Genomic DNA, 12,026 nt, shown 5'->3' on the forward strand with positions numbered 1-12,026 from the left:
GCGATCGTCATGGTCGGCGCCGGTGGCACGGCATGACCGGCTTCTGGACGCCCGCCCGCGAGCAGGAACTCGCCGACCTCGTCGCCGGCGGCAAGTCCGCCAGCCAGATCGCCGGCGTCCTCGGCTGCTCGCGCAATGCGGTGATCGGCAAGGTGCTGCGCGGCAAGGGCCGCTTCGGCATGCTGGACGGCTGGTCCAGCCGGCGCGGCCGGGTCGAGGTTCGCCCGCGCGCCGCGAAGCCTATCGTCGACGCGCCCAGCATCGTGCCCGCCGATCCGCTGCCTCCGGCCCCTATCCCCGAACCGCCGGCGCATCCCATGCCCTTCTCGCAGGCGATCGACGAGGAACGCTGCCTGTGGTTCGCCGGCGAGGCTTACGGGCCGAACGGCCCTGACATGCCCGTCTGCGGCGGCGAGCGCGCCGACATTCCCGGCACGCGCTACTGCCTGCACCATCTGCGCCGGCAGGCGCAAGACAAGGCCGCGGCATGAGCGGCCCGGCCACCTTCCTCGACGGGCGCGTGACGCTGCATGCGGGCGATTGCCTCGACGTGCTCGATTCGCTGCCGGAAGCGTCCGTCGACGCGGTGGTCACGGACCCGCCCTATCACTTCGACACCATCGTCCAGCGGTTCGGCAAGGAAGGCTCCGCCGAGGCGGGCTTCGGCTCGGACGGCATCTTCCGCCGCGCCTCGGCCGGCTTCATGGGCAAGTCGTGGGATGGCGGCGACATCGCCTTCGACCCGGCGACATGGGCGCGCGTGCTGCGCGTCCTGAAACCCGGCGGCATGCTCGCCGCCTTCTCGGCCCCGAAGTGCTATCACAAGATGGCCTTCGCCATAGAGCGCGCCGGCTTCGAGATGCGCGACCGGGTCGTCCATCTCTACGACCTGACCGACCGCGAGGTCGCCTTCCTCGAAAGCCTGTCGCCTGCGCAGGCCGATGCGTTCGCCGCCATCATCGCCGCCGGCGACCCGCTGGGCGACCTGCTCTGGACCTTCGGCTCCGGCTTCCCGAAGGGGCTGGACGTGGCCAAGGCCATCGACAAGCACCTGGGCGCGCAGGGCGAGGTCGTGCCGACCGGCGCGGCCGTCAAGCGGATGATCCCCGGCGCCGACCAGAATTCGTCGGGGAGCTGGATCAAGGACAACGGCCGCGCCTACCAGCCCGGCTCCTATGCGCCCGCGACCGAAGAGGCTGCGCGCTGGGACGGCTGGAACATCGCCCTCAAGCCCGCCTATGAGCCGATCGCCCTTGCCCGCAAGCCGCTCGCGGAAAAGAGCGTGGCGTGCCAGGTTCTCGCCACCGGCACCGGCGCGATCAACATCGACGCCTGCCGTGTCGGCGACGATGGCGGCCGCTGGCCCGCCAACATCACCCATGACGGCAGCGACGTCGCCACCGCGGCCTTCCCCGAAGCGCCCGGCCAGATCGCGCCGGTTCGCCCCGACAGCGGCGGCGGACGCAAGACCGCCGAGGTCTATGGCGCGTTCGCGACGAACAGCGATCACGATCCGCGCGGGGATTCCGGGTCGGCGGCACGCTTCTTCTACACGGCGAAGGCGAAGGCCGAGGACCGCCTCGGCTCCGGCCACCCCACCGTCAAGCCGATCAACCTCATGCGCTGGCTTTGCCGGATGCTCTGCGCGCCGGGCGGCACAATCCTCGACCCCTTTGCCGGCACCGGCACGACCGGCGAGGCGGCGGTCATGGAAGGCTTCCTTTCGATCCTGATCGAGCGCGAGGCCGAATACCAAGCCGACATCGCGCGGCGCATGGACATGGTCTTCGACAGCGCCGCCCGGCGGCGCGCGCTGGCCCTCAAGGTCAAGACCGCCCGCGCGGGCGGCGAGCCGGATCCCGGCCCGCTATTCGGCACGCCCGGAGTAGCGGGGGGGGGGGGGCAGGCCGGAGCATTTACGGCCACTTCCGCGATCAGGACGGACGATCGGCCCGATCGGTCTCAAGCGATGAATGAGGCTGCGGAATGAACGACGCCACCGCCCTCCGCGCAGATGCCTTCGATCCGGCGATGATCGACTTCGAGGTTTTCGCGCTCTTTCTCGAAGCCCGGCGCATCCACCGCCGCAAGACCGTGGCCCGCGTCGCCCGCGAGGCGATGGTCGAGGTCGACGCCGTGAAGCGCGCCGCGCGCGGGCGCAATCCCGGCGCCTTCGAGTTCTTCGCCCTCGCCGACTGGATCGGCGAGCAGCCGACCATCTTTCTCAAGAAGGAGGCCCTGCCAAATGCGTGACCTCGCCGCATACGACTATGTCGGCCTCGGGCGCATCCTGCGCCGTCGCCTGCATGATGACGGGCGCGGCTGGCGCGCCTGCGCCGCCGAGATCGGCGTTACCTCGCCGGACCTTTCCCGCATCGCCAACGGCCAGCCGGTTTCCGCGCCGAAGGTGATCGCCGTCTGCGACTGGCTGGGCCTGCAGGTGCGCGACTTCTACACGCCGCCGGCGGGAATGTTTCACGGGAATAGCACTGAAACAGCCGTGGCCGCCGGCCCGGAAAACGGGAGGGCACGGCCATGATGCGCGTATTCTGGGCGCAATATCAGATCGTCGTCGACGGGGAGCCGAAGGCGTTCGCCTTCGCTTTCGAGTGCAGCCTCGCCGGCGCGGACGAGATCGCCGCGGCGCTGGCCGAGCATGGCGTCGTTGGCGGGAACCGGCTCGACCTGGTCGCGGACGGCCGCGGCGGGTCGATGATCCGGGGCCGCAGCGGTTGCGCCCTCGGCCTGACGGGCCTCGTCGCCATTCAGGCATATCGCCGTCAGGTCTGGGAGCCGGAAGAATGATCGCTCCCTTCGGCCACCCCGGTAGCGTCACCCCCGCCGCGATCGACGCGCTCCCCGCCGCCATGCAGCGCGAGGGCATCCTCCTCCTTATGGAAATGGGCCTGACGCTCGCCACCGTCGCGAAGGCGATGGGCAGGCCGCCCCGTGCGGTTTCCGACCTGATCCGCCTTGCGCCGATCTTCCGCCACGAAAGCCAGATGGCGGACGCGCGAGGTGAGGCATGACGCGGAAGATACTTGTCGCCGACCTTCTCTGCGGCGCTGGCGGATCATCGACAGGATGTGAGCGCGCCTTGGCCGAACTCGGCCTCAACATGGAGCTCGTTTGCGTCAACCACTGGCCGACCGCGATCGAGACGCATCAGAAGAACCATCCCGAAGCCCGCCATTATGTGCAGGACATCGCCACGGTTCGCCCGCACCTGATCGTGCCGGAGGGCTATCTCGACCTTTTGATGGCGTCGCCGACATGCACCCATCATAGCGTCGCCCGCGGCGGCAAGCCGACGTCCGATCAACAGCGTTCCGATCCGTGGCACATCATCACATGGCTGACCGAACTGCGGGTCAAGCGCATCATCATCGAGAACGTCTGGGAATTCCTGTCGTGGGGTCCGGTCGACCGGCGCACGGGCAAGCCGGTGAAGTCCCGCAAGGGCGAATACTTCCATGCGTGGATCGAGACGATCCGCCGCCTCGGCTTCGACCCGGAATGGCGCAAGCTCAACGCGGCCGACTACGGCGACGCCACGACCCGCCAGCGATTCATTCTTATGGCCCGCTCCGATGGCCGCAAGGTGCACTGGCCCATGCCGACGCATCGCAAGCGCGACGAGGTGAACGGCGACCTGTTTTCCGAATCGAAGCCGTGGCGCCCGGCCCGCGAAATCATCGACTGGAATATCCGCGGCAAGTCGATCTTCGGCCGCAAGAAGCCGCTCGCGCCCAAGACCCTCGCGCGCATCTATGCCGGCGCGGTGAAGTTCGAATGGCCGGAGGTCTTCATCCTCCTGCTCGCCCGCGAGATAGAGCGGTCCCTGCTCTATCATATCCGCTGGACCTTTTCGGTTCGCAATGCGCCGGCGAAGGCCGCGGCGCGCAGGAAGCGCAGGGCGCTGGCGCGCGATCTCATTGCGCGGCTTCGGCACTTCCGGGTCGAGCCGATAGCGTTCGCGCAGGGCGGCCGCTCGGCGGACCCCATGCTGATCACGCTGCGCCGCAACGGCGCCGGCTCCGATGTCAGCCGCCCGCTGCCGACCATCGCCGCCAATGGCACCCATATCGGAATCGCCGAGCCGATCGTGCTTTCGCAGCACAACAGCGGCGCAGCCCGCACGACCGGCGACCCGCTGCCGACGATCACGACGGGCGGCGCGGCGACCGAGGAGCGTCCCGGCTGCGCCCGCCCGATGCTGGTCGAGCCGTTCGTGGTTTCCGCCGCCCATGGCGTCGATGCCGGCGAGCGCAATCCCCACGAGCGCAGGGTCAAGAGCGTCGACGAGCCGCTGGGCACCCTGCATGCAGGCGGCGGCAAGTTCGGCATCGTCGAGCCGTTCATTCTCAACCGCCACGGCGACGGCTACGGCGAGACGCGCGCCCATTCGGTCGAGGAGCCGGCCCCCACCGCGAACTGCGACGGCGGCGGATACCTGGTCGAGCCGTTCGTGCTTTCGCAGGCTTCGGGCGGCGCGCCCCGCACGGTCAGCGATCCCATCCCCACCGCGCCGACCGGCGGCGCGCATGCGCTTGTCACGGCCTATTACGGCGGGGCCTCGACATGCTCCAGCGACGCGGACCCCCTCCCGACCGTGACGACAAAGGACAGGTTCGGCATCATCGTCCCCGTCACGCATGGCGGCGGCGAAGGCCGTGCGCTCGACGTGGACGTCGACGGCCTGCCGACGATCACCGGGGCGAACCGGGGCGAGCTTGCCTTCATCACCGCGCAATTCGGCGAGCGCGAAGGACAGGCGCCGCGCACGCATAGCCTCGACCAGCCATTGCCGGTCGGCCCCACCCTCGGCCAAGGCCATCTCGTAGAGCCGACGCCCCACTACGACATTCTCTTCCGCATGCTTGAGCCGCACGAGCTGGCGGCCGCGATGGGTTTCACGACCGAGGAAACCAGATACGAGTTCGCCGGCACGAAGACCGAGCAGATCAAGCAGATCGGCAATGCGGTCTCGGTGGCGAAGATGAAGGCATGCGTCGGCGCGATCATGGCCGACGCTGCGCCGAAGACCCGGAAGCCTGCCGAGGCGGAATTTCGCGAGGCTGCGGAATGACGATCCGGATCCTCCAAGGCGATTGCTGCGACGTCCTCAAGACCCTGCCGGACCAGTCCGTTCATTGCGTCGTGACCTCACCGCCCTATTACGGGCTGCGCGACTATGGCGTCGCCGGACAGATCGGCCTCGAACCATCCCCCGCGCTCTACGTGGACAGGCTGGTCGAGGTATTCCGTGAGGTCTGGCGCGTGCTGCGCGACGACGGCACGCTCTGGCTCAATCTCGGTGACAGCTATGCCGGCAGCGGCCGCGGCGGGAACCCGGCCGATAGCCCTCACCAGAAACAGGCGACGAACCGCGGGTCGCGGGCGTTCTTCCACGACAATATGGTCGACAACGGCGTGATCGGCCGCAAATGGGTTAAGCCGCCGGCCGGATACAAGCAGAAGGACTTGATCGGCATCCCGTGGATGGCCGCCTTCGCCCTTCGTGCCGATGGCTGGTATCTCCGATCCGACATCATCTGGCACAAGCCGAATCCGATGCCGGAGAGCGTGACCGACAGGCCGACGTCGGCGCACGAACACGTCTTCCTGCTCTCGAAGACGCGAAACTACTATTACGACGCTGACGCCATCCGCGAGGCCGAATCGGTGCCGGATTGGGACGATGGTTCCCGCGTGTTCGGCGGCGTCAACAAGCACGGCGCCAATGTGCAGCACGGCCGCACGACCGGCCGGCGGGCGGTTGCCAGAAAGCGCGGACTTCCGCCACGCCACGCGCAATATGAAAGCAGCGACCAGAGCGGACTCGACCAGGTCGGCCGCGGCAGCGGCCGCAATGCCCGCAACGTCTGGACGGTGGCGACGCAACCCTTCCCAGAGGCGCATTTCGCCACCTTCCCCCCGCGTCTGATCGAGCCCTGCATCAAGGCCGGCGCACCCCTTGGCGGCGTCGTGCTCGATCCCTTCGGCGGCGCGGGGACGACCGCGCTTGTCGCTGATCGGCTCCAGCGCAGCGCGATCCTGATCGAACTCAATCCCGACTATGTCGATATGGCCCGCCGCCGCATCGTTCACGACGCGCCCCTCTTGGTGAAGGAGGCCGCCGAATGATTCTCCGCGAAACGACGATCGGTGACTGCCGCCTTCTGCTCGGCGATTGCCGGGAGATTCTGCCGTTGATAGCGGGGGGGGGGGGGCATGGCCGTCGTAACTGACCCTCCTTATGGCCTCGGCCGGAAAATGCAGGGCGGGACTTGGGGCGCGAAAGACGGCTTCAAGGAAATGCTCGAATGGGACGCCGCGCCGCCGGCTGCGGACCTTCTGCGCGACATTCTCGCGGTCGGCAACACCGCGATCCTGTGGGGCGGCCAGTATTTCGATCTTCCGCCGACCCGGTGCTGGCTGATCTGGAACAAGACGAACGCCGTCCCGACCATGGCCGATTTCGAGATGGCTTGGACGAATCTCGATCGGCCGGCGAAGCGGTTCAACGCCCCGGTCGGTCGCGTGGAGTTCGGCCATCCGACGCAAAAGCCTCTCTCCTTGATGATGTGGACCCTCGGTTTCGTGCCGGAAGGTCCGGTCGTTCTGGATCCTTTCATGGGGTCGGGAACGACGGGCGTGGCATGCGCGAAGCTCGGTCGGTCCTTCGTCGGCATCGAGATCGACGAACGCTATTTCGAGATTGCCGTGGAGCGCATCCGGAAAGCCTATGAGCAGCCGGATTTATTCGTGGCACGGCAGTCGCCCTCTCATCAGGAGACGCTTCTATGAGCCGCGCCGTGATCCTTCCCACCCGCTTCACCGCAGAAGATGCCGACCGCGCCTATGAAGAATGGGGCGCGAATTGCGGGCCGGGAGCCATCGCCGCGATCTGTGGCCTGACGCTCGACGAGCTTCGCCCGCATATGGGCGACTTCGAGAACAAGCACTACACGAACCCCACCCTCATGTGGTCGGTGCTGCGGAGCATCGGCGCGCGCTGGTCTGTGCGCCGCTCGGGCGGCTGGCCCGACTATGGCCTGTGCCGGGTGCAATGGGAGGGGCCGTGGACGAAGCCGGGCGTTCCGCCCCGCGCCGCCTATCGGTTCACCCACTGGATCGGCGCGGCTCGCCGGCGCGACGGCGCCATCGGCATCTTCGACATCAACGCCATCGGCAATGGCACCGGATGGGCCTCGCTGGCCGACTGGGAGCGAATCCTCGTCCCCCATATCCTTGAAAATTGCGTCCCGCGCGCGGACGGCGGCTGGCACCTGACGCATGTCGTCGAGATCGAGCGGGGTGCGCCATGACGACGCCGGTCGAGGAATTCATTGAAGAGGCGCGCGCCGTCACGATCGACGAGGCGGCCGAACGGCTGGGCCTGAAATTCACCGGCCGCCGGCATGAGCATCCGCAGCCCTGCCCGGTCTGCAGCGGGCGCGACACGTTCTCCTTCAACACCGAAAAGAACAAATGGAACTGCCGCCATGGCGGCGTCGGCGGGCAGGATGCGATCGGCATGGCCGCCCATATCCTCGAACTGGACGTCCGCCGCCGCGCCGGTTTCCTCGAGGCGTGCTCGGCCGTGCTCGGCCGCGATATTCCTGCCGGCGGCGAGCGCGAAACCGACGAGGAACGCGCTGCACGCCATGCGCGGCTCGAAGAACTGCGCATGCGCCATTATCAGGAAATGGCCGAGCGCGAGGCCGGCCAGAACGCCTTCCGCGACCGCGAACGGCAGAAGGCGCAGGGCATCGTGCGGCACGCCGCCGCGCTGCGGACGTCAGCCATGTGCGAGGGCCGGTTCTACCTTCAGCAACGCGGCTGCGGTGTTCCCGACGACGAATGGCTGCGCATAGCGCCCGACCTGCCTTACTGGCACGGCACCGACGACAGGGGGCAACCGCTCGAAATCTATTCCGGCGCGGCCATGGTCGCTCCGTTCATCGACCCCGCCGGCCAGGTGATCGGTTGCCATATCACATGGATCGACCTCAAGGCGGCCCCGAAGTTCCGGCCCGTCTTGTTCGGCCTGACCCGTAAGGGCGTGGAAGCCGGGCGCGCGCCGTGGCGCGCCGGCGACCGATGGCCCTCGCGCGATGACCTCGACGCCGAACTCTACGAGCCGCTCGCCACGAAGAAGATGCGCGGCACGAAGAAGGGCGGCCTCATCCCGCTCGCCGGCGCGCCCTCCGCCCGCCGCTGGCTCGGCGCGGAAGGGATCGAAAACACGCTCGCCTTCGCGCGCTGGGAGGACTTCCGGCCCGACACCTTCTATTTCGCCGCCGGCGACCTCGGCAACATGGCCGGCCCGGCCGACCCTTCCTCGCGCCGCGCGCACCCGACGCTGCGCAAGAAGGACAAGAACGGCCGCGAGCGCGCCGTCATGGTGCCGGGGCCGGTCCCCTTGTTCCGCGACGGCGGCGAGCCGGACGCGATGGTCGTCCCCGACCATGTCGACGAGCTTGTCCTGATCGGCGACGGCGATTCCGAGCCGGTGATGACGGCCTCGGCCATGGTCCGCGCCAAGGCCCGCCACGCCCGGCCGGGCCGGCTCGTGCCCATCATCATGCCGCGCCGCGGCACCGATTTCGCGGCCATGCTGGCCGGTCATCCATCTGCATTTTCTTATGACGACGAGGTGAAAGCGTGAGTGAGGGAGGAAAGCACAATCCGGCATGGGATGAAGTCGACGCCATCGTCGCCGCTGCCTACCGCAGCGCGAACAATGGCGGGCGGCCGCTCGTCTCGGCAGCTTCCGCGCCGCCTCCGCCGGAAGAGCCGGATCCCCAGACCATGCTTTCGGACTGCGCCTTCGAGCCGGAAACCGACATCGGCAACGGCAGGCGCTTCCTTATCCGCTACGGCCGCCGCGTCGTCCATGTCGCCCGGATCGGCTGGCACGGCTTCGACGGCGCGCGCTGGAAGGAGGACGAGGACGGTTCCGTCGTCCGCCCGCTGGCGCAGAAGACGGCCGAGATGATCTCGGAAGAAGCCGCGCTGCTCACCGCGACCGAGGAAGAGGAAAAGCTGATGCAGGCCGGGCGCGATGCCCGCGTCGAGCGCAAGAAGATGGGCATCCCGAAGAAGGACTGGGATGCCGAGAAGCTCGGCATCTACATGCAGCTTGAGGAAACCATAGAGGAAGGCGAGGAGGCGAAGAAGAAGGTCAACGGCCGCAAGTCCGCCCGGCACCGCCATGCCAAGAGCTCGGCCGGGTCGTCGAAGATCGACAACATGATGAAGGAGGCCCTGCCGCATGTCGCGATGATGGTCGGCGACTTGAATCGCGACCTCTTCGCCGTCAACTGCGCCTCGGGCACGATCCGCTTCGTCCGCGAGGAAAACGACGAATCCGACCCCGCCGATCCGACCTATATCTGGCGCGCCCGGATCGACCCGCACAACCCGGCCGACTTCATCTCGAAGCTGGTCGGCTACGCCTTCGACGAGCATGCCAGGTCGCCCACCTTCGAGACGTTTCTCAAGCGCGTGCAGCCCGACCCCGACATCCGAGCCTTCCTGCAACGCTTCGCGGGATATTGCCTCCTCGGCCTCACGGTCGAGCAATGCCTCGTCTTCTTCTATGGCGCGGGCCGAAACGGCAAATCCACCTTCGTCGATCTGCTTTGCGAAATCCTCGGCGACTATGCCGTCACCCTCTCGATCGACAGCTTCGCCGGCGAAACCCGGCGCGGCGGCAGCGAGGCGACGCCCGACCTTGCGCGGCTTCCCGGCGCCCGCCTCGTCGCGGCCAGCGAGCCGGAAATGGGCGTGAAACTCAAGGACGCGCTGATCAAGACCCTGACCGGCGGTGAGAAGATCGCCGTGCGGCGGCTGCATCAGGACTTCTTCGAGGTGCTGCCCCAGTTCAAGATCATGCTGTCGGGCAACCACAAGCCGAGGATCGACGACACGTCGGACGGCATCTGGCGGCGCGTCTATCTCGTGCCGTGGGAGGTCCAGATCCCGGTCGAGGAAGTCGACCGGGAACTTCCCGCCAAACTGCGGGCCGAGGCCGAGGGTGTGCTGGCGTGGATGATCGCTGGCGCGCTGGACTATCTGAATTTCGGCCTGCGCCCGCCCGAGAAGGTGCTCGCTGCGACCCGCGAATACCGCGAGGAAAGCGACCCCATCGGCGCGTTCGTGCGCAATGCCTGCATCGTGACAGGGCGCGAGGAGGACGTGTCCTCGCCGGGCGACCTGCATATCGGCTATTCGAACTGGGCGTCGCGGGAGGGCGCCCCGGAGTTCAAGGCGTCCACCTTCGCCCGGAAGTTCCCCGACTACACGCGCCTGTCATGGGCGGGGCCTGACGGCCAGATGCGCACCTTCTGGAAATCGAAAAGCGGCACGACGGTCTATCGCGGCATCCATGTCCGCGACGAGTTCGTGACGCCGCCCGGCCGCGACCCCGGCCCGTCGCCCGAGGATTACGGCCATGGCGATTGAACCCTTGTCCCCCTTTTTCGCGGAGGCCGTGCCTTGGCCTTCCCTCCTTATCGTCGCAACGCGCGGGCCGATATTTGGGCTGCGAGGGACGATAGCTGAAAGGGTGGGGCGCAAGCGGCGGGAAAAAGGGTCTGGGAAAACAGGAGGTTAGGACGCTAGGGGCGCTAGGGACGGTAGATCGGAAGTTCCCCATGCGCGCGCGCGAATAGAAAGAGACATTCCCGATAAAACAGGGAATTTCGTTTCCATATAAGCGCGAGATTTATCGTCCCTAGCGGCCCTAGCGTCCCTTACTTCTGATTTTTGTTTGTATTTTCAAATAGTTATCAAAACTGCCCCTTGGGGCGAAAGAAAGAGAATTGGGGCGGAAGCCCTGAATTTGGGACGATAGGGGTTTCGGCATGAAAACGATGGCGATTGAGGAAATGCTGGCATGGGCTTTCGTGCATGAACTGCCGAAGGGCGGCGGCGTGGACGGGCTGGACAACGTGAATTCGGCTTGGCGGATGCTGCAGGCGTCGTCATGGGGGAAGATCACGAACTGGGCGGAACTGATGACGACGATCGACGCGCCCGCCCGCGACCACGACAATTTCCTGCTAGAACAGGGCGCGCCCCATGACGACGCCCTTGCGGTGGGCGCGGCGGTCGCCGACCTCGCCCATTGCGAGATCGTCATTCCGTCCGGCTGGGATCCGCTGCCCGACTGGCCGCAGCATGACGACCGCATGCCGGGCTTGATGGCGCAGGCCATCGAACGGGCGGTCGAACGGTTCACGCTTCGCCCGCGCGGTCGCCGGGCTGCGCACCTTGTCAGCCTCGTGATCGGCAGCGCCGTGCTCGGCCGCGAGCCGGGCTGGGCCGCGCCGGTCCCGGCGATCAGGATGGTCGAGCGCGCCGGCAGGCCCGCATGGTTCATGGCGAAACAGGTCCGCGACGTCTTCGGCCGGGCGAACGAGATCGAGGTCGACGGCTTCAACCGCAAGGCCGGGCGGCCGTATCGTGGCGCTTATCGCAAATATGAGTTCTCCGACGATCCGGTCGCCGACATCATGGCCAGGCTGGACCGCGAACTATGGGCCGCGGCCCTGCGGCGCGTTCACGACCGCGTTGCGAATCAGCTTGTCTCGCATCGGCTGTCAGAATCGGAGATCGTCGCCCGTCCGTGGGGCGAGCGCGGCCCGCGCGTGCAACTGATTGCGGGGCCGGGCATTGGGGCGAAAAGAACCGCTTGACGTGCGGCAGAAATTTGCCCTATACCTTGTCACGGATAAAAAGGTTCGGAAGCCCCGCGCGGAAACGCTGCGGGGTTTTCGCGTTTCGGGAGGCACCCATGCTCGTGACGAAATGGGCTGATGTCTCCGGCATCCAGCGTTTCGGCAAGATGCTTTCCACACTCGCCGAGGGCGAGGTGCGCAAGATCGGCAACCGCGCCGTCAACCACACGGGCGATATGGCCCGGACGCAGGTGCGCAGGGTGTTGCCGAAGCAAACGGGTCTGCCCCGCACCACGATCATCAAGGCCGTGCGCGTGACGCGCTCGTCCCCCCAGA

At 67.2% G+C, this 12,026-nt stretch carries 13 protein-coding genes and 1 pseudogene; all 14 read left to right on the forward strand.

Going from position 1 to position 12,026, the window contains the following annotated elements; all coding sequences use genetic code 11:
• On the forward strand, nt 1-491 hold a 491-nt coding region (locus Q0330_RS10720), incomplete at its 5' end, for a GcrA family cell cycle regulator (RefSeq protein ID WP_299478581.1).
• Nucleotides 488-1,990: a DNA methyltransferase gene (locus Q0330_RS10725; protein ID WP_299478584.1), complete on the forward strand. Its 1,503-nt coding sequence runs from the start codon at nt 488-490 to the stop codon at nt 1,988-1,990. The genes Q0330_RS10720 and Q0330_RS10725, both read left to right, overlap by 4 nt.
• Nucleotides 1,987-2,253, forward strand: coding sequence for a hypothetical protein (locus Q0330_RS10730; RefSeq protein WP_299478586.1), 267 nt, complete (start codon nt 1,987-1,989; stop codon nt 2,251-2,253). Before Q0330_RS10725 ends, Q0330_RS10730 begins: the two co-directional genes overlap by 4 nt.
• Complete coding sequence (locus tag Q0330_RS10735; protein ID WP_299478588.1) at nt 2,246-2,539, forward strand: hypothetical protein; 294 nt, start codon at nt 2,246-2,248, stop codon at nt 2,537-2,539. The genes Q0330_RS10730 and Q0330_RS10735 overlap by 8 nt, the downstream gene beginning before the upstream one ends.
• Nucleotides 2,536-2,805, forward strand: coding sequence for a hypothetical protein (locus Q0330_RS10740; protein WP_299478591.1), 270 nt, complete (start codon nt 2,536-2,538; stop codon nt 2,803-2,805). The genes Q0330_RS10735 and Q0330_RS10740 overlap by 4 nt, the downstream gene beginning before the upstream one ends.
• Complete coding sequence (locus Q0330_RS10745) at nt 2,802-3,029, forward strand: hypothetical protein (RefSeq protein WP_299478594.1); 228 nt, start codon at nt 2,802-2,804, stop codon at nt 3,027-3,029. The genes Q0330_RS10740 and Q0330_RS10745 overlap by 4 nt, the downstream gene beginning before the upstream one ends.
• A complete protein-coding gene (locus tag Q0330_RS10750; RefSeq protein WP_299478597.1) occupies nt 3,026-5,089 on the forward strand; it encodes a DNA cytosine methyltransferase in 2,064 nt (687 codons plus the stop codon). Before Q0330_RS10745 ends, Q0330_RS10750 begins: the two co-directional genes overlap by 4 nt.
• The gene (locus Q0330_RS10755; RefSeq protein ID WP_299478600.1) at nt 5,086-6,147 is read left to right on the forward strand and encodes a site-specific DNA-methyltransferase; all 1,062 of its coding nucleotides are present in this window, start codon (nt 5,086-5,088) and stop codon (nt 6,145-6,147) included. The genes Q0330_RS10750 and Q0330_RS10755 overlap by 4 nt, the downstream gene beginning before the upstream one ends.
• An 87-nt stretch (nt 6,148-6,234) precedes the next feature.
• Entirely contained in the window at nt 6,235-6,810 is a 576-nt protein-coding gene (locus Q0330_RS10760; RefSeq protein ID WP_299478603.1) for a site-specific DNA-methyltransferase, read from the forward strand.
• The gene (locus tag Q0330_RS10765; protein WP_299478606.1) at nt 6,807-7,331 is read left to right on the forward strand and encodes a hypothetical protein; all 525 of its coding nucleotides are present in this window, start codon (nt 6,807-6,809) and stop codon (nt 7,329-7,331) included. The genes Q0330_RS10760 and Q0330_RS10765 overlap by 4 nt, the downstream gene beginning before the upstream one ends.
• Complete coding sequence (locus Q0330_RS10770) at nt 7,328-8,674, forward strand: hypothetical protein (protein ID WP_299478609.1); 1,347 nt, start codon at nt 7,328-7,330, stop codon at nt 8,672-8,674. Before Q0330_RS10765 ends, Q0330_RS10770 begins: the two co-directional genes overlap by 4 nt.
• Nucleotides 8,671-10,473 carry a phage/plasmid primase, P4 family gene (locus Q0330_RS10775; RefSeq protein WP_299478612.1) on the forward strand — a complete coding sequence of 601 codons (1,803 nt, stop codon included), beginning with the start codon at nt 8,671-8,673 and terminating at the stop codon, nt 10,471-10,473. The genes Q0330_RS10770 and Q0330_RS10775 overlap by 4 nt, the downstream gene beginning before the upstream one ends.
• A gap of 470 nt (nt 10,474-10,943) precedes the next feature.
• Nucleotides 10,944-11,708 (forward strand): hypothetical protein, encoded by a 765-nt coding sequence (locus Q0330_RS10780; protein WP_299478615.1) that lies wholly within the window; start codon nt 10,944-10,946, stop codon nt 11,706-11,708.
• A 98-nt stretch (nt 11,709-11,806) separates the two neighbouring features.
• Nucleotides 11,807-12,026: pseudogene (locus Q0330_RS10785) on the forward strand (hypothetical protein); the annotation flags it as partial.

Source organism: uncultured Paracoccus sp., from assembly GCF_937873615.1.
Lineage (GTDB): Bacteria > Pseudomonadota > Alphaproteobacteria > Rhodobacterales > Rhodobacteraceae > Paracoccus.